Source organism: Porphyromonas sp. COT-290 OH3588 (assembly GCF_000769075.1).
Classification (GTDB): Bacteria; Bacteroidota; Bacteroidia; order Bacteroidales; family Porphyromonadaceae; genus Porphyromonas.
In genome coordinates, this window is record NZ_JRFC01000003.1 from 129,351 (window position 1) to 147,985 (window position 18,635).

Genomic DNA, 18,635 nt, shown 5'->3' on the forward strand with positions numbered 1-18,635 from the left:
TAGGACTAAATACGCAGTTAAGAGCGCGAGTACTAGAATACGTCAACGGCTGTATTCTTAGCAACATTAGTGCCTCCCGGACTTCTGCTTCGGCTTAGGTCGTCTACTTGGCAAGCTCCCCTTAGTCCTCAGGCCTAGCCCTTACATTTTATGCATTCCGATGCACCTAAATGAGGCTGTGGCAAGATTTTGTTTTGTCCACAGCCTCGTTTTTTGTATGACCACAATCCGACAGATAGGCCTTAGTCATCTACGATCAAAAGCCTAAAAGGCTCTCATTAAACCTCTAATATCATTGACATTCGGACTAAACGAAAAGATTTTCGGTGAAATTGAGTTGGTTATTTGGAATAAGTTAATACCTTTGTGGTGTATTAGATTGGTAATACACCAAACGAGGGCTAGAATGAATGCTACGAAGTATCCCTTAGTACGTGTAAATCAGTCAGTCTGTACGAGAACAAGAAATACTAACGAATTAGGAATAAACTATGATTAAGGTTACCCAAGTCGATTTTGGCTATAAAAGAAGCCATTTGCTATTCAAGTCTATTGGTCTAGACCTACCTGCTGGTAGCATCGTTGGCTTGCTTGGGCGCAATGGCGAGGGGAAGAGTACACTCATGAAGCTCATCTCCGGCGTTCTTCGCCCACGCTCTGGTTCTATTGAGGTGCTAGGCTACAAGGCTGCCGAGCGCCCCGTCAAGCTCCTCCAACAGATCTACCTACTACCAGAGGATCTCTCCCTGCCCAGCATGACCATTAGGGAGTATTTCTCGGTCTATGCACCTTTCTACCCAAGCTACGATGCCTCGATAGGAGAGGAGCTTGTCAAGGAGTTTAATCTACAATGGGATATGAAGCTCGACAAGATATCGCTCGGGCAGCGCAAGAAGGCCGCCATTGCTCTAGCCCTCTCGCTGCGCACGCCTCTGCTCTTGATGGACGAGCCAACCAACGGTCTAGATATTCCCTCCAAATCCGTTTTTCGCCGTATGCTGGCACGCTACTCTAGCCCTGAGCAAAGCATCATCATCAGTACCCATCAGGTCCGAGATCTGGAGCAGCTCATCGACCGCATTCTCCTGCTCGACGGCAATCAGATCACCTGCAACGAAAGCATCGCCACGCTCGGTGCGTGCTTTGGCTTCGGCATCGTGGAGCCCAGCATGAGCCAGCCAATCCTCTACAGAGAGCCAGCCGTTATGGGCGAGTATGCTGTCTATGGTCTAGACGGAGAGGAAGAGGAGGCCACTACCTTCTCCATGGAGCTATTCTTCAACGCCATGGTTGGACAGAGAGAGCTGATGCAGGGGCATCTAGCTAAGTACAAAATGTCGCACCCTAATGCCTGATTGAGCTATGAATACGCTACAACTCAACAATGCCACTTGGTGGGGACGTGTACTCCTGCTAATTCGAGCCGACCTGTATGAGCAGAGGCGTAATATGATGATTTTGGGTGGACTTATCTTGCTCATCATCTTTGTATTGCCTCGTATCCCTCTGCTTTTCGGAATACCCTACTCCGAATGGGCAAGCGACTATGTCGCCGAAGTGGCGTATACGATAAAATATGGTATCTCAACCTTTTCTGGACTGATCTATACGCTCTACTATTACAATCGCAAGGTTCAGCACTCCAAACCAATGGCCTTCGCTCACTATCCAGCTACGGTTTTGGAGAAGATACTCGCTGGCGTTGGCTTTAGTCTATTGGTCTGGCTAATGTGCTGGGGTTTAGTTCTACTAAGCCAGATCATCACTTGCCTGACTATCCCCGGAGATATCAAGATATATTGGAGCCCTTGGTTCTATGATAGCCCCTACGTACAGCTCAATGAGCTTGCGTGGGATAGGCTCCCGCTGATAATCTATGTTCTTCCGTTCGTCCTATACCTGATAGGTTTAACCCATACACTGATCTCTACGCTTGGAGTGATTACCTTCAAGAACTTCCTCAAGGGCTTTTTGCTCTCGCAATGCGCTTTCGTAGTAGGGCTATGGCTTATGGTAGGGCTTGGTCTATTTAGAACTGTAGATTGGTTCAATGTCGCTCGACTAGCCAATCGAGGGCTATTACCTTATAGCAGCCTAGACTACAAGATGACCATCAGTACGCTAGTAGTGCTCTTCGGGGTTATTGGACTACTCTTCTGGCTCATCTATCGTAAACTAAAAACCGTAGAGAAATGACGACTTCGGCACCGCTATATGCTAGTACCCTTGGGCGTATCTGGCTGATGATACGCCTAGACTATGCCCTCTATCGCTGGCAAGTACTCAGGGCCATCGGGCTATTTGCCCTAGCCGCTTTCGTTGTGCCTCGCATACCGCTCTTTTTCGGCGAAGACCTAGTAAACTTCTCCGAGACCTACGTGCGAGCCAATATGTACGATGTACATCTAGCTTTCGGCTATGTTGCGGTCTTTTTCGGTTGGCTCGCCTACTGCAATCGCCGCACCCAGCACGCCAAATCAATCGCCTTCGCTCACACGCCAGCGAGGCTAGGCGAGCAGATTGTCTGTAGCTTCGTCTTTGGCCTTGTGCTATGCGTGCTGATGTGGCTTGCCGTACAGCTCAATCAATTCGTATCGTGGCTAACTCTACCCATAGATCTGCCCTTGAGGTTTGACTGGCTGCCCGACACTGATAGCCAGTTTATCATCTACAGCGGCTATGTAGTGCATAATCCTATCGTGCTAACGCTAATCAACCTAGGCTATATTGGGCTCGGATTCTTCACTCTCGTATTGGGAAGTATCTCGTTTCGCAATATCATCAAAGGCTGGTTCATCGCTCTCGCTGCCTTAGCAGCAGGTAGCTTCATCGTATTCTCTCCGCAGATATACCTCTCCAAGCTCCTCTTGGATAGCCTAGTTCATCAAGAGTCGGCCACAGGCGAGATCACGTATGTCCAGACCAATACACTAGGGTACGAGCGCATGGAAGTCATCTTCACCACCTACCTAAGCATCTTACTACCGACCCTCGCCCTAGTGCTGGGCTGGTTGGTCTATCGCAAACTAAAAACAATCAAGAAATGATACAAGCACCTCAGACCTACCTAGGCTTCATACAGATCGCCGATCTGGTGAGCGAGCGCATACTGAGGGGGGAATACAAAGCAAACGAACGCATACCCTCGGTAAGGGAAATGGCCGAACACGCAGAGGTCAATCCTAATACCGTGGTGCGTGCCTACGAACGACTCACTCGTGCAGGCCTAATCTACACCCAGCGTGGGCTTGGGTATTTTGCCTCAGCCGAGGCGGCCGATCTGATTAGAGCTGAGCGTATCAAGAAGTTCTACGCAGAGATGCTACCAACCTTCAGGCGAGAGATGGAGCTGCTCGAGATCAAATATGAAGATCTAAGGCAGCATCTATCGGAGCAGTAAAAGAAAACAGTCAAATTGTTTCACTCAAATCTATACAACTATGATCAAGAAGTATGTAATAGGGCTGGTACTAGCCCTCACAACGGTGCTGACAGTAGGGGCATGCAAGTTTCAGTTTCAGAATGGTGTGAGCGTACAAGGCTCCGCTCGAGAGGCTCACGGCAAGAAAGTCTTTGAGCAGGAGCACCCGATCGCTATGATTCAGGAGCTCAAGACAGCCTACTCTCTAGATATCAAGATCATTCGAGCCGATCGTCCTCGCCTTGTGGTGATGAGCACAGACTCGACGCGTCTAGCAGACTTTAGGATCAAAACCCTAGAGGCAGGGGAACTATCCATCTACGATGCGGCTCTGGCTGGCGAAACCTCTAGGAAACACTACGAAGAAGTAGAGATGCTAGCTGTAGACATCTACCTACCTTCGCTAGCAAGTCTAGACGCATCGGGAGCTACAAGTGTGGTATTCGAGGGGGCATTTGAGATGCCCTCACTCTCGATCGATGGCTCTGGAGCCACCAAGATCTCGGGGCTGGAGCTCAAGGCAGGCACACTATCCATAGATCTCTCTGGAGCAAGCAAGCTCAATATATCCACCTTGCAGGCTCACAAGTTCTCTCTCGAGCTATCGGGAGCAAGCAAGGTAGATGCTGAGGGCGAGGTCAAGGTCTTCGACTGTGACCTCTCTGGAGCAAGCAAGTGCACCCTATCTTCGCTCAACTGCACGGAGGCCAACATACAATCCTCGGGAGCGAGCAAAGTACTCCTAGGCGAGGTCGATGAGCTTAGCTACTCACTCAGCGGAGCATCTAAGCTAGAAGTCAAGGGAAGCCCTCGTGTAAGATCCGCCGAGAGTAGCGGAGCCTCGTCGGTCAATATCGTCCCCAAGGCTTAGTTCTCCCTATCCTCTCTTATAGGTTCGCCCCTGCGCAAGGTCGTACTAGTCCTTGCGCAGGGGCGAAGTAGTTTCTGTATTGTTGGTATCTCTGGGACAAGCAATCTATCTATTCAAGCAGGCAAGACACAGAGTATTCTACAAATACATCGAGTAAATCCGGCGATAAAATGAGATTTTGGGGTCATCAAACAAGACTTGCTCTGTTTTTGCTCGCAAAGATGCTATATAACATATTTTTCTGTTTGGCAGATATAAATATATCCTAGAACTTTGCGGATGAAATAGGCATTAGGATTCTTTGGAATAGAAATACAATCCTTTTCGTTAATTTCTTAGTTAGAAAAACAATCCACACAACAGAGCAACCCCTCGAGCGCTACTATGGTAGCCCTTGAGGGGTTGTTCGTTGATATAACTGAGGCAATGAGCAGATTGGAGTGCCACCCAAAGCAATGGGAGATACAGACGACTAAGTCCATATCTCCCACCAACATTATTTTCACAAGGGCGATACACCAAGGGCTCACCCGTATAATACACTCGCTAGAACCAGCGGATCTTTCTGAATAGATAGAAAGCCAAGCTCGAGATCAGGATAGAAACCCCGACGATCGTGACGAAAGCCCATTTCCAGTCCCCGAGATAGACATCGACATTCATACCGTAGAAACTGGCGATCATGGTCGGTATCGTCAAAACAATGGAGAAGCTCGTCATGCGCTTCATGATCGTATTGACGTTGTTGGAGATAATGCTACCGAGGGCGTCCATCGTGCTGGTACAAATATCCGTGTAGATATTTACCGTGTTGTAGGCCTGTCTAAGCTCGATCCCAACGTCCTCGACCAAGTCGTGGTCTATCTCGGCAGATCGGGAGGCCGTTTTGAGGCGGCCAAGCATGGCTTCGTTGCCTCGTATGGAGGTACTGAAGTAGACAAGTGACTTCTGCAGGCGCATGATGCGCATCAGATCTTCGTTTTTGATGCTCTGCTCCAGCTCTTTCTCCGCTCGGTTGAGCTCCAGATAGATCAGTTTAAGATATTTGAGGAACCACACCGCAGAGGAATAAATGATACGCACGATGAAGTCTGCCTGAGAAACAATTTTGATATTCTTGCGTCTGAGGTGGTTGATGAAGTCGGGGATAAGCTGGGTCTTGCGGTAGCAGACAGATATTGTCGTTTCGGCTCCAGTGATGATGCCTATCGGTACGGTCATATATGGTAGTCCGGGGATATTGCTCTCTAGAGGGATACGGAGCAATGTGAGCTGCCAGTCGTCCTCTCGCTCGGTACGAGGGCGCTCATCGACGTCGGCAATGTCGGAGAGGAACTCCGCAGGCACTCCGAGCTTCTCGGTGAGGAAGTAGAAGTCGTCCTCATCGGGGCTCTCGACATTGATCCAACACTTCGGATCGAAAGTGGTTAGCTGAGGCAAACCTGCGCTCATGCTGATATAAGTTCTCATTCTATTCGTAATAGTCTACTAGCCATGCAACGATAACCGGAGCTAGTACCTACGAATACGATTAGGGATTGATCCGTGCACTAGCTCATTCTCTCTTACGATTACTCGGAGGGATTGAGTCGTCCATATCTATGAATAATATGATTTTGAAAATGAAATTCGGTTGCGAAGGTACAGAAAATATAGAGGAAGCCCAAATCACTAAATCGAGCTCTGCCCGGGCTGTAACTTATGCATACGCTCTGGGACAGCCTCTCTGATGATTGAGGCGATAGCATCTCTTAGGTGCATGCGTGCGAAGTCTTTACGAACGGATAAGTTCACCAAGCGAGTTGGGCGAGGGATCGCAAACGGCTTGACCAAATCCCGATGCCCTGCGTTGATAGTATCTAGGCTTAGCTCAGGTATGAAGGTCATACCATTACCCTGCTCGACCATGTTCATGAAGGTCGTTAGGCTACCACGTACATATCTATTCTTATACGAGCCGTTACGCCTCAACTGGCAGAAGCGCATCAGCTGATCTCTGAAGCAGTGCCCCTCATCCAGCAGCCACAAACGGCTAGCATCGACCTCGCTACTACGGATACTCTTGTCATGATATTGCCCTTCTTTGCGAGATACGTAGCCGAAAAACTCTTCGTAATAGAGGGGGTGCGAAACCAAATCCTCCTGACCAACCTCTGTGGCCATGATAGCCAAGTCGATCTGTCCACGGCCGAGCTGCTCTAGGCATTCGCTTGTCATCAACTCGACAAAAGTAATGTTCAAATCGGGGAGATCTCGATCAAGGACTGGGACTATACGTGGCAGCAAATACGGAGCAATGGTCGGCAAGACCGCCAGCGTGATGCTCCCTCCGAGGCTATCCTCCTCATCTTTGATGATCTCACCTAGGACGGAAGTCTGTCGCAGGATAATAGCAGCCTGCTCAAGGACCTTGACACCAATAGCAGTAGGCTTGATGGGCTGATGGCCACGATCGAACAGCTTGACCCCTAGCTCATCTTCTAGTTTCTGTATCATCGTGCTGAGCGTAGGTTGAGATACCTCACAGTGATCGGCTGCCTTACCAAAATGACGATATTTATTGAGAGCAATAATGTACTCGAGTTGCTGCAGATTCATAGTTCGCTTAGTTCTTAATAAATGACTACTCTATCCTAGATATTTATTCCTTGCAAAGATACGATATTTGGCACGAGCCACGAAGGCCTGACCAAGGCAAGAGCCTGCATGTGCAGAGTCCGCTCCCTACCTCCTACTCTACTTTGGCGACGATACTCTCTACCGTCCCAGAGCCTAACCTAATACGCAGGCGATCCCCCTCACTGAGTGCGGAAGCCTCTGTTACGATAACGCCCGAGCGCTCTATGACGGCAAAGCCTCGCTTAAGGATACTATCGGGGTGTGCCAAGCGTAGGGCTTGCTCATACTGGTCTAGCCTACCGATCCAACGTGCCTGATGAGCCTTGAGAGGAGAAGCCATACGCTGGCCAATTTGTCCTAGAGCGAGGCGCTGCATCTGTAGATAGCTACGAGAGAGGTAGGGCAGCAGGCGTGTATGCTGAGCCAAAGTCTGGCTATGCCTATGGAGCATTTGGCGACTGACATCGCTCAGCCTGCCACGGAGCTCGGCTTGCTGCCTATGTGCTTGTTGCAGAGCTTGACCAGCCACCGAGGGCAACCTGCCAAGTACTGCACCGAGCCAATGATGACGCCCCAAGGAGAGCATCGAGAGACTTTGGCGGAGCCTCTGAGCAAGCAACTCAACCTCCTCTAGCTCCTCAACCAGTCTGCCAACGACGAAGTCGGCTACTGCCGTCGGAGTCTTCTGGCTCGTATGGGCCACGAGGTCGAGAACCGTTTCATCTCGCTCATGGCCAATGCCCACGATCACGGGAAGAGGATACTGAGCACAGACGGCACACAGCTCATAGCAGTCGAAAGCCCTTAGATCACTGACGGCTCCACCACCTCTGATAATGACGACGGCATCGAATAAATCCTGATACTCCAAGATACGCTCGAGCGCTGCTAGGACGCTATCGGTCGTCTGCTCGCCCTGCATCTGTGCAGGGAATAGAGCCGTATAGACGACGACACCATACTTATTCTCCCGCAAATGATTCATAAAGTCGCCATAACCAGCTGCCGAGGGCGAGGAGATAATGGCTAAGCGCTGGAGAGGCTGAGGCAGGGCAAGCTCTTTGTTGGCAGTGAATATGCCGTCCTGTTTGAGCCGAGCGATGGTCTGCATACGTAGCCTAGCGATCTCGCCTAGCGAATAGCTTGGGTCGATGTCGTGAATAATCAGACTAAGCCCAAACTGCTCGTGGTAGCTGACCTGTACGAGCGCCAAAATCATCACCCCCGAGCTCAAGGCAGGTAGCCCTGCCCGGGCGAAGCGCTTAGATATATCCTCGTAGCTCCCGGCCCAGATATTCGCACGCACCCGAGCTACGACAGCACCACGCTCCCCCTTCTCTAGTAGCTCTAGGTAGCAGTGACCCGCTGCACCCGAGCGACGCAGGTCACTCGTCTCGGCACGCACCCAGTATCTACCGACAAAGCCAGCCTCTAGGCACCTGCGGACAGAACCTAGGAGCTGGCTTAGGCTGTAGCCAGTAGTAGACATCTACTCGATTGATTTGGGGATATGAATGCTACGCTCGAAGCTAAGATCCAGAGAAATGAGCGTTTCCGTCCCCGTCACACCGGGTATCTCTTGGATAATCCCATTGAGGATACGCATCAAATCTCGGTTGTCTAGAGCGTACAGCTTAACGAGGATTGAGTACTGCCCCGTCGTGTAGTGGCACTCCACGATCTCCTCGATCTCTTGCAAGAGAGGTACTACGTCCTTGTAGAGTGACCCTCGCTCTAGGCGTATGCCGACATAGGTACAAGTATTGTATCCGATAGCTCTAGGATTGACTGCATAGCCCGGATCTTTGACTACCCCCGAGGCCATCAGGCGTTGTAGCCGTTGATTGACAGCCGATCGAGATGATCCGCACTCCTCTGCAATATCCTTGATAGACATACGAGCATTGCGAGAAACGATGCGCAGGATCTGCAGATCCAACTTATTCAACTTTTCCATCATTTTGACAATATTAGGCTTCCTAAACGCAAAGTTAGCTCAATATTTTGTATTGTCTGTGCTCAAAAACGACAAGATACAGGTATTTACCAAATAGTATGCTAGGCATTTGTCGCAATCCTTGGCAATGGATGTGCACCATGCTCGCACCAATGGGGCAGTCGTAGGGTAGCCAGTTTTTAGATTTTAGACCACATTTCGGCATATTAGTGGGAAGATGCCTTGCGACTAAGGGAGCCAACAGCTCAACCTCGTATTTGGCCCCTCAGAGGCTCTAGGTTGCGTTCGACCTCGCTTAGGGGCTTCGGTCTAGGCACGTGAAAATCTGCGCACACAACGCCCCAAACACAACAGTCTATAAACCAGAAATATAAAAATGAATTATTGAGCTATTTTGCGCACTTGCCCACACTTCTAGATATTTCTTCCCATCAATCTCCTCGTATTAGTGGACACATCGCCGAGGATTAGCCCACCAATCCGAATAAATCTTCCCATCAATTTCTGCGGGAATGCGCCTCCATGCCACAGCATCGGGCCTTCGTTGTACTCAATTTAAGGGAAATGCGTTTGCGTATTTTAACAGAAATAGCATAGTAGCTATTAGCTTATTGGTATTGGCATTTAGGTTACCTCACCCAATAGGTGAGCACCCTCCGAGAGCCTTTGCGAGGCAGTAGGCTATGGCGCACGCTACTATCACAAGGCTAGGTATCATCTAGTATTTTCCCAAATACACATCTCAGACCCCAGAGCTACCCCAAGCTCTAGCGTGCACCTCCTAGATAAGGCTAGAGGGTTAGTCGAAGCGCATCACAGCGGAGGGGCTAATGCTGGCTATGATTTTGGTAGGGGCGAGCAACATCAGCAAGATAAGCAGTGCCGTACCCACATTGACACCGATCCACAGACCGAGATCAAAAACCACTGGCACGGCGTCCATGAAGTAGTTGCGTGGATCTAGTTTAATCGGGGCTAGCGTCGCCTGCAAGATGCAGAAAGCACCAGCGAGCACATTACCCCACAGAAGCGCCCTAAGCATCAGCCTCAAGGACATCAATGTGAATATCGATCTAATCTGCCGATTGCTTGCGCCGAGAGCTTTGAGTAGCCCAATCTGTCGGGTCTTGTCCAAGACTATGATGATCAGCCCCGTAATCATCGTGAAGCCACCGACAAGAATCATCAGCGAGAGCAGTAGATAGACATTGGAGTCGAGCAGAGCAAGCCAATTAAAGAGGTCTGGCATCAGCTCCTCGGCACTATTCAGACCTAAAGACTGCCCCTGCAATAAGGAAGGGCTCTGCCCAAGCTCTTCGCTCAAGCTAGCCATAACCTCATCGGTCCGCTCGCCTTGCTCTAGCACAATCATCAAGCGACTGTATTCGTCTGCCCCTAGCCTATCAAGCCGTCTTAGGCTACTGCCCGCCGTAATAGCAGGCAGCTTATCCAACCCCGACGACTCATAGATGCCCACCAGCTGGTAGGCACGCACACGGATCTGCTCACCCCAAAAGTATAGGCGGAGCTTATCGCCTACACGGCACTGCATACGTTCGGCCAGCTTGCTAGGCAAAACAATGGGGTTATCCACACTATCCAGCGCAGAGAACGTAGGCCACACCCCCGAGGTGATGCGGCTAGAGAAATATGAGTGAGTGAAAGCGGAGTCTACCCCGTAGAGCATCAGCCCCTCGTAGTTGTCTTCTGTCTTGAGCAGTGCGATCCTCTGCAAGAGAGGATAGACCTGCCGAATGTCTGGCCGCTGCTCCAGAAAGCTACGCAGACCCTCCCCTAGGCGTAGGTGCTGGCTCGTACCAAGCCAATCGCTCCCCCAAGCATACAGACTAACATGACCCGTCTGACCATAGGCGAACGAGCTTACCTGACGCTTGAAACCTAGAATAATCGCCACGGAGATCAGCATTACTCCTAAGCTAAGGGCCACGCCAATAGTGCTCAGACGCAATAGAGGCGAAGTAGAGGCCTCACCCTGCAAATGACGATGTCCACGTGACATGCGCCGGGCAACAAAGAACGGGAATGCAATCATACACCTAGAGGACTCACAATACGACAATAATAGCCCGAGCATACTCCTGCATTTACGACTGGAGAGGCTCGGGCTATCTATTCTTGGGGGCTAATAACTATGCGATGCTCTCGGCTTCTACAGAGGGAGCGATCTTCTTAACCAATCCTTGTAGCACTGTACCGGGGCCAACCTCTACAAATCGCTCGGCTCCGTCTGCTACCATTGCTTGCACGCACTCGGTCCAGCGTACGGGAGCAGTGAGCTGTGCGATGAGGTTGCGCTTGATTTCCTCAGGCTCGCTCACAGCCTTTGCTACCACGTTCTGGTAGATTGGGCAGCGTGGAGCGGCAAACTTGGTTTCTTCAATGGCCTTAGCAAGTTCCTCACGAGCAGGCTCCATCAGAGGCGAATGGAAAGCGCCGCCAACCTTGAGCGGAAGAGCACGCTTAGCTCCAGCTGCTTTGAGTGCTTCGCAAGCACGCTCTACACCAGCCATAGAGCCAGAGATCACGAGCTGTCCGGGGCAGTTGAAGTTGGCTGCTACCACGACTTCGTCTTTGATCTCGGAGAGGATCTCTACTACCTTGGCGTCGTCTAGCCCAAGCACAGCAGCCATCGTGGAGGGCTGTAGCTCACAAGCGGCCTGCATCGCCATAGCACGCTTAGATACGAGTCGTAGTCCGTCCTCGAAACTCAGTGCTCCAGAGGCTACGAGAGCCGAAAATTCGCCAAGAGAGTGACCTGCCACCATGCTGGGCTGGAAGTCTTCTCCTAGACATAGAGCCCTGATCACCGAGTGGAGGAAGACCGCAGGCTGAGTAACCTTAGTCTGCTTGAGCTCCTCGTCTGTACCAGAGAATAGAATATCCGTGATGCGAAATCCGAGGATCTCGTTCGCCTGCTCAAAAAGTGCCTTAGCCTCAGCGTGGGTGTCGTAGAGTTCTTTTCCCATACCGACGAACTGAGCGCCTTGTCCGGGGAATACATAAGCCGTCTTGCTCATAATTTTGATTTTAGTGTTATGATTTTGAAGTTTTGAATGCTTGTTGTGGAGCCTAAACCAGCTCCAAGGCCTTGCATAGTACACGCCAAGTCTTCTCTACCGAGGCGATCTCTACCTTTTCGTCTGGCGAATGTGGGTGGCGGATGTTGGGGCCGATAGAGATCATATCCATCTCTGGCATAGCTCCCTGTATGATACCACACTCCAAACCTGCGTGGATTACCTTAATCTCTGGAGTAATACCCAACACCTGTTCGTAGGCTAGGCGCATAGTCTTGAGGATAGACGAGTCGGCGTTGGGAGCCCAACCATTGTAGGCTCCATCGAAGCGCACCTTCGCACCACAGAGCGACATCACGCTCTCGATGGAGGAAGCTACCTGATACTTGCGGCTCTCGAGCGAACTTCTGACGAGGAAGTATGCCTCAAACTTACCGTCCTTGAGCATTACGCGAGCCATATTGGTCGAGCTCTCCACAATCTCGGGGAAACTCGTGAGCATGGACATCACACCATTGACGCAACCCTCTACGGCATTGATCACACCGTCCTGTATCTCTTCGGGGACAACCGTCTTGGGTAGCTCTACTCGCTCTAGGACGAAGTTAATATTCGCCTCTATATCCTTGTACTCGGTCTGGAGTGTATCAATATAATCCGAGGCCAACTCCCATAGTCCATCGGCCTCCTCCTCTGGGATTGTGATCACAGCGAAAGCCTCACGAGGGATAGCGTTGCGCAGAGAACCTCCAACGAAGCTCGAAACACGGGCACCACAGCTCTGTATCGCTTCTTTGAGGAAGCGGTTCATCAGCTTATTGGCGTTACCACGTCCGAGAATGATGTCCATACCCGAGTGACCGCCCTTGAGCCCCGTAAGGCTAACCTTGACAGCAATATCGCCTTCGGGGACGGATACTTCGTCCTTATACTCAAGCGTCGCCTCTACATCGAGGCCGCCAGCACAGCCGATGAATAGCTCACACTCGTCTTCACTGTCTAGGTTGATCAGGATATCGCCTTGGCTAAATCCAGGCTGCAAACCATTGGCGCCCACCATACCGACCTCTTCGTCGATGGTGAAGAGCGCCTCGATGGGCCCATGTTTGAGATCTGTGGCGGCTAACACAGCCATGGCGTATGCAGCGCCAATGCCATTGTCCGCCCCGAGTGTCGTGCCACGAGCCTTCACCCATTCGCCATCGATGTAAGCATCGATAGGATCTGTGGCGAAGTTGTGCGAGCTATCGCTATTAGCTTGTGGCACCATATCTAGATGTGCTTGCAGCGTCACTACGGGGCGATCCTGCATACCAGAGGTAGCAGGTTTGCGTATGAGCACATTGCCCACAGCATCTCGCTTAGTTTCTAAGCCTAGGCGCTTGCCCAATGCGATGACATAGTCTTCGCTGGCACGAGTCTGCCCAGTAGGGCGGGGTATCTGAGTCAGATCATAGAAGAACTCCCAGACGGAGCTGGGTGCTAGAGATTTGATTTCTGTGGCCATAGGTCAAAATCTTAGAGTTAATGTTGTTTGTCCGATGTATTGTGTTGTTGTATGCGTACGTAACCTCTGTTCGTAATCGGCAAAATGATGATTGCCACCAGCCCCACGATTGTTACCCAAAGGGTCTGCGTCAGGTGCACAATCAGAGCAAAACTCTTGGCGTCCGTCTGCAACACACCATATGTGGCGAGCGTCATGACGACTATCCAATGCCAAGCGCCCATACCATTCTGCACAGGCACTAGCACAGACAGCGCACTCATACCGAAGGCAATCAGCGCTACCCCCACAGACAGCTCTCGAGTGAATGGGAAGGCGAAGAAAGCCGTATAGAAAAAGCCGAAGTAACCCAGCCAAATGAGCATGCTATATATAATGAATAAGCCTCGATACTTCATCACACGCACGCTCTGTATCCCTGCCCACACTTGGTGTAGTGCTTGACTGATGCGGTGCTCAGGGTGACGCTTGAGTAGACGCGCCAAAGCATAGAAGCCTAGCAAAGCCAAAACGAAAGCTAGATACAGCCAAGGCGAACCCAACAGGTCTGCCAAAAGCCCTTGCCAATCTCTCCCCTGCCCCAGCAAACCTAGGAAAAAGTCGGGATTGGCCAAGGCGACCCCTACGAGGATAAGGCCAAGACAAATCACATCGGTCAGCCTATCCGTAATGAGCGTACCTAGAAGGCTGGAGAAAGGGATCTGCTCTCGGCGCTTATACTCGGCACATCGCCATAGCTCCCCCGCACGAGGAATGACCATATTGACCGTATAGGAGCCAAGTATCGTATAGATGGCATTGCGCAGACGTGGGCGAGGTTGCCCCTCGGTAAGCGGATCTATGAGTAGCTGCCAGCGCAATCCTCGGACGACGTTAGCCCCCAAGCCAAAGATCAAGCTGAAGGCTAGAACCCCATAGTTAAGTTTGGTCTCTAGAATGCTGCGCACTTCACCCCAATCTATATCTCGGTAGAGCCACCACAGCAGCCCGAAACCGAGGACTATGGGCAATACAAGTCGGAGGATTGACTTGAGTCTTTCGTTCGCTATCAATGTCTTTGCATTTCCTCGACCCCACACTTCTCTCTCGGAGATAGACCCTAGAGGAGTAAAAGTCAAGTACCAATAATTGTATTACTTTAGTATCTCAATAACAAGACAAATATAATAACATTTATTCAGTCTATGATTCAAGTTAGAGCCAAGAAAGCCCTCGGGCAACACTTCCTCACAGACCTAGGTATAGCCGAGCGGATCGCCTCTAGCCTCATCGAATACAAGGACCTACCTCTACTAGAGATCGGCCCCGGTATGGGCATGCTCACACAGTTTCTCCTAGAGCTCGGGTACGATACACGTGTCATCGAGATCGACAAGGAGTCGGTAGCCTATCTGCGAGAGCACTTCCCACAGCTGGAGAGCCGAATCATAGAGGGCGACTTCCTGCACATAGACCTAGATGAGTGTATCCCCGATGGGCAGCCCTTCGCCCTAATCGGTAACTATCCATACAATATCTCTAGCCAAATCTTCTTCCGCCTGCTTGAGCATCGGGAGCGAATCCCCGTATGCTCTGGTATGCTACAACGAGAGGTAGCCAAGCGGCTGGCTTCGCCTCCCGGCAATAAAGACTATGGTATCTTGAGTGTTCTGCTACAAGCGTGGTACGATGTCGAGTACCTCTTCACGGTAGACGAACACGTATTTAACCCACCACCCAAAGTCAAAAGTGGCGTCATTCGCTTGGTACGCAATGAGCGGACGGACTTAGGCTGCTCGGAGGAGCACTTCAAACGTATGGTCAAGACGGCATTTAATCAGCGCCGCAAAACATTACGCAATTCGCTCAAGGCTGTCTTCGGGCCAGACTACCCCAGCTATGCCGATCCTATCTTCTCGCTGCGCCCCGAGCAACTCTCTGTAGAACAATTCATTCACCTAACCCAGCTAGAGGAAGCTTACAAGCGCAATAACTGATAATACGTGTTTTAGCGCCCAAAACGCCTAAAAAGGCGGTGTGTCATAATACGCAAACAGTTTTGCGACTATGACACTCGGCCTCGGCTAAATACTTCGGTATGCTCCCTCTGTCCCGCACGGACTTCATTGTCAGCCTCCGCCTTGGAGTCTTACATCTTACGCACTCTGTACCCCCTTCTTGCTAGAGGAGTACAGAGTGCAATCGTTTTCATGACTTTAGAGAAAATTATTCAAGGGAGGGGGGTATAGGGCTTGCCTCTTGAGGAGGGGGTAGATCTGGGAAGGCAAAATTTAGATTTTCGTTCATTTTTCAGAATGTTGTTGGGAAACCACTAGAGCGAGCAGGAGAAAAAGTACAGACCTCGTATTTGGCCTCTAGCGGGCTCTAGACGGCGTCTGACCTCGTTTGGGCACTCCACCTCCAGCCGTGTAAAATAACCGCCTAAAACAAGCGTTTTGTAAATAACTAATAACCAAATATATAAAATAAACATCTAGCTAATTTTATGCTTTCGTGTCGCCTTTTGGGGGATTTCTTTCCTTCAATCTACTCGGATTAGTGGACATATCGCCGAGGATTAGCCCACCAATCCGAAAAGGTCTTCCCATTAATTTACTCAATAGTCGCCTTCGATCGCCCAAAACCTCTCTGCCGTCCGCCCCAATTTAGGCTCAATTTGTTTACGGTTCTTAACACAAAAGAAGCAAAGTCGCCCCCTAAATCTTTTCGAGTTTGTAACTATGTGGGGAGTTATATCACCGCCCTCGAGTGGAGCGAGTGTGTATGCCTGAGTGTTTCAAGGCAGAGTAATGGTTGTTTTTCGGTACAGTACGCTGCGTTTAAACTGAGTATGTTGGAGCAATTGTGGTCACTCTTCTTTATAGGTATTCAGGAGGAAGGGAATCATGTAGCCTAAGACATGGGGATTAAATCTTTATATAGCACGAACCTCGACGGATATTACCTTTTCATTTATGGGAGGTTTTATGGGATTGTTTGTAGAGGTAAGGTATTTGGCTTTGACATTTTATACTACCTTTGAGAGAACCAAACTATGATGTATCAAACTAGGCTAGAATAGATATGAATCCATTCAAATTTCGTAACCCAACCGAGTTACTTTTCGGCGAGGGAATGATCGAGATGCTCCCTAAGCGCATTCCTCAGGGGAGCAAAATTCTGCTGACCTTCGGTGGCGGTAGTGTCAAAAGCAACGGAGTCTATGACGATGTTTGTCGTCAGCTCAAGGAATTCGACTGTGTGGAGTTCTGGGGTATAGAGCCCAATCCCAAGGTAGAAACCCTGCGTAAAGCCATCGAGCTAGGTAAGCGTGAGGGCGTTAATTTCGTCCTAGCCGTAGGCGGAGGCTCTGTGCTCGATGCCAGCAAGCTCATTGCTAATGCTATTCCCTCCGAGAGAGATGCTTGGGATCTGGTGCTCAAGGGGGCAGATCGTAGCGTCGTGACCTTACCTCTAGGTACCGTGCTGACCATACCTGCTACGGGTAGCGAAATGAATCGAGGGGCGGTGATCTCCAGTATCAAAACGCAAGAGAAATTCGGTTTTTGGGGCGAGTATCCATTGTTCTCTATCCTCGAGCCACGATACACCTTCTCTCTGCCTGCCTATCAGGTAGCCTGCGGCATTGCAGATAGCTTTGTTCACGTCATGGAGCAGTACATCTGCCGTGCAGGCGAGAGCCCGCTGATGGATCGTTGGGCAGAGGGCATTATGCTCACACTCATTGAGCAACGTGAGGCCATACAGCGCGAGCCAGCGGACTATGATGCCCGAGCGAACTTCATGCTCTCGGCGACGATGGCACTCAATGGCTTCATCGCTATGGGCATCACCGAGGATTGGGCAACGCACCGCATCGGGCACGAACTGACAGCACTTACGGGGCTAACTCATGGGCACACACTTGTCATTGTCCTGCCAGCCCTACTACGTGTTTTGGGACATGGTAGCAAGCGAGCTAAGCTACTACACTATGCTCAGCGTGTATGGGGGATTACTTCGGGGAGCGAAGATGAGTGTATCGACCAAGCAATAGATCGGACGGAGGCATTTTTCCGTAGCCTTGGCCTAGAAACTCGTCTAGGAGAGCGTGGTATTGGCCCAGAGGTAGAGGCCGAGATCGTGCGTCGATTTGCCGAGCGAGGTACACTTCTAGGCGAGAATCAGGATATCGACTCTGCTGTCGTGGCTCGTATCTTGCAGGTAGCTCGCTAGATGGACACGCATCGTTTAGCAAAAATGCGCTATCTTTGAGGCATATATCAATCATTTGCCCAATGAGTACAAGACTTGCCAAACATATTGAGGCTCTGCTGGTGCAGCATACTTGTGTCGTCGTGCCAGAGATTGGGGGCTTCGTCCTCGAAGCCATGCCTGCTCGGCTCGACCAAGTAGCACATTTGGCTTATCCGCCTCGGGCTGAGCTACGCTTCAACGAAGCGCTCAGACACCATGATGGGCTGCTAGAGGGACGATATGCGTCAATCTATGGGATTTCGATGCGTCGCGCACGCATCATGCTAGAGGAGGACGCACGTAGTCTGCGTAGCGAACTTGTGCGTAAGCGTGAGTATCATCTCCCTTCTCTCGGCGTGCTTAGCCTAAGTGAAGAGGGGTGTCTATCCTTCGTCCCAGACTCTGCGGCATCACTTTGCCCTGCTTCCTATGGGCTGATGCCTATCCCGATGCCAGAGATTGCTCAGGCTATGGGGGAGCGGAGGCTTGCTGCGCCCTCTCGTGCTGGCGATTATCTACAGATACGCCTACCCAAACGTGCGTTGGGTTGGGCTGCCTCTGCAGCTGCTATCCTATTGGCATTTGCTCCATGGGGTGAGCTTACCGAGTCTAGGGAGATATTTACTGCTAGCTTCGTGCCAAGTGAACTGAGCGTCCGTCAGGTTTGGGGCGATGATGCTCTACAGCCCGTGATAGATCGGGAGAGTGAACAGGTGGTAGAGGACACATCTGCGTGGATTGAGGCGGAGGCTGGTCGCTACTATGTGATCATAGCCTCGGAGCACAGCGAGGAGCTAGCCCTAGCACACTACGAGCGAGCGATCAATCAGGGTTTGTCGCATCTGAAGATACTGCGTGGGAGTAAGATGCATCGTGTTTCGGCAGGAGATTTTACTTCCAATACCGAGGCCTATACCTATCTCAAGCAAATCAGCCATCTGCATCCTGAGGCTTGGGTCTACACACTGCGACGATAAAGAACTAGC

The 18,635-nt window shown here is 50.7% G+C and carries 16 protein-coding genes; 8 read left to right on the forward strand and 8 right to left on the reverse strand.

Annotated elements, in window-relative coordinates:
- Positions 1-491 precede the first annotated feature (491 nt).
- Genes HQ48_RS00595 through HQ48_RS08930 form a run of 5 tightly spaced genes read left to right on the forward strand, consistent with a single transcriptional unit; the run spans position 492 to position 4,292 of the window.
- The gene (locus HQ48_RS00595) at positions 492-1,355 is read left to right on the forward strand and encodes an ATP-binding cassette domain-containing protein (RefSeq protein WP_044231217.1); all 864 of its coding nucleotides are present in this window, start codon (positions 492-494) and stop codon (positions 1,353-1,355) included.
- A 7-nt stretch (positions 1,356-1,362) separates the two neighbouring features.
- Positions 1,363-2,196 (forward strand): hypothetical protein, encoded by an 834-nt coding sequence (locus tag HQ48_RS00600; protein WP_044231218.1) that lies wholly within the window; start codon positions 1,363-1,365, stop codon positions 2,194-2,196.
- Positions 2,193-3,047: a hypothetical protein gene (locus HQ48_RS00605; protein WP_044231219.1), complete on the forward strand. Its 855-nt coding sequence runs from the start codon at positions 2,193-2,195 to the stop codon at positions 3,045-3,047. The genes HQ48_RS00600 and HQ48_RS00605 overlap by 4 nt, the downstream gene beginning before the upstream one ends.
- Positions 3,044-3,400 carry a GntR family transcriptional regulator gene (locus HQ48_RS00610; protein WP_044187502.1) on the forward strand — a complete coding sequence of 119 codons (357 nt, stop codon included), beginning with the start codon at positions 3,044-3,046 and terminating at the stop codon, positions 3,398-3,400. The genes HQ48_RS00605 and HQ48_RS00610 overlap by 4 nt, the downstream gene beginning before the upstream one ends.
- Before the next feature lie 40 nt (positions 3,401-3,440).
- A complete protein-coding gene (locus HQ48_RS08930; protein WP_052405248.1) occupies positions 3,441-4,292 on the forward strand; it encodes a GIN domain-containing protein in 852 nt (283 codons plus the stop codon).
- Between the two features lie 546 nt (positions 4,293-4,838).
- Here the strand turns inward: HQ48_RS08930 and HQ48_RS00620 are convergent.
- From HQ48_RS00620 to HQ48_RS00655, 8 genes are all read right to left on the reverse strand, one after another.
- Positions 4,839-5,762 carry a magnesium transporter CorA family protein gene (locus tag HQ48_RS00620; RefSeq protein ID WP_044187508.1) on the reverse strand — a complete coding sequence of 308 codons (924 nt, stop codon included), beginning with the start codon at positions 5,760-5,762 and terminating at the stop codon, positions 4,839-4,841.
- A gap of 201 nt (positions 5,763-5,963) precedes the next feature.
- Positions 5,964-6,890 carry a LysR substrate-binding domain-containing protein gene (locus tag HQ48_RS00625; RefSeq protein WP_044187512.1) on the reverse strand — a complete coding sequence of 309 codons (927 nt, stop codon included), beginning with the start codon at positions 6,888-6,890 and terminating at the stop codon, positions 5,964-5,966.
- Between the two features lie 133 nt (positions 6,891-7,023).
- A complete protein-coding gene (xseA, locus tag HQ48_RS00630; RefSeq protein ID WP_044231220.1) occupies positions 7,024-8,400 on the reverse strand; it encodes an exodeoxyribonuclease VII large subunit in 1,377 nt (458 codons plus the stop codon).
- A complete protein-coding gene (locus HQ48_RS00635) occupies positions 8,401-8,868 on the reverse strand; it encodes an Lrp/AsnC family transcriptional regulator (RefSeq protein WP_044187549.1) in 468 nt (155 codons plus the stop codon).
- A 799-nt stretch (positions 8,869-9,667) separates the two neighbouring features.
- Positions 9,668-10,921, reverse strand: a complete 1,254-nt coding sequence (locus HQ48_RS00640) for an ABC transporter permease (RefSeq protein ID WP_044231221.1) — start codon at positions 10,919-10,921, stop codon at positions 9,668-9,670.
- Positions 10,922-11,018: 97 nt separating this feature from the next.
- The gene (fabD, locus tag HQ48_RS00645) at positions 11,019-11,906 is read right to left on the reverse strand and encodes an ACP S-malonyltransferase (RefSeq protein WP_044187522.1); all 888 of its coding nucleotides are present in this window, start codon (positions 11,904-11,906) and stop codon (positions 11,019-11,021) included.
- Between the two features lie 52 nt (positions 11,907-11,958).
- Positions 11,959-13,413 (reverse strand): aminoacyl-histidine dipeptidase, encoded by a 1,455-nt coding sequence (locus tag HQ48_RS00650; protein WP_044231222.1) that lies wholly within the window; start codon positions 13,411-13,413, stop codon positions 11,959-11,961.
- 17 nt (positions 13,414-13,430) lie between these two features.
- Entirely contained in the window at positions 13,431-14,465 is a 1,035-nt protein-coding gene (locus tag HQ48_RS00655) for a lysylphosphatidylglycerol synthase transmembrane domain-containing protein (protein ID WP_044231223.1), read from the reverse strand.
- A 132-nt stretch (positions 14,466-14,597) separates the two neighbouring features.
- On the opposite strand from HQ48_RS00655, the gene rsmA reads away from it, so the two are divergent.
- The 3 genes from rsmA (at position 14,598) to HQ48_RS00670 (ending at position 18,626) form a co-directional block, all read left to right on the forward strand.
- The gene (gene rsmA, locus HQ48_RS00660; RefSeq protein WP_044231224.1) at positions 14,598-15,389 is read left to right on the forward strand and encodes a 16S rRNA (adenine(1518)-N(6)/adenine(1519)-N(6))-dimethyltransferase RsmA; all 792 of its coding nucleotides are present in this window, start codon (positions 14,598-14,600) and stop codon (positions 15,387-15,389) included.
- A gap of 1,087 nt (positions 15,390-16,476) precedes the next feature.
- The gene (locus tag HQ48_RS00665) at positions 16,477-17,628 is read left to right on the forward strand and encodes an iron-containing alcohol dehydrogenase (RefSeq protein WP_044231225.1); all 1,152 of its coding nucleotides are present in this window, start codon (positions 16,477-16,479) and stop codon (positions 17,626-17,628) included.
- Positions 17,629-17,690: 62 nt separating this feature from the next.
- Positions 17,691-18,626: an SPOR domain-containing protein gene (locus tag HQ48_RS00670; RefSeq protein ID WP_044231226.1), complete on the forward strand. Its 936-nt coding sequence runs from the start codon at positions 17,691-17,693 to the stop codon at positions 18,624-18,626.
- Positions 18,627-18,635 lie beyond the last annotated feature (9 nt).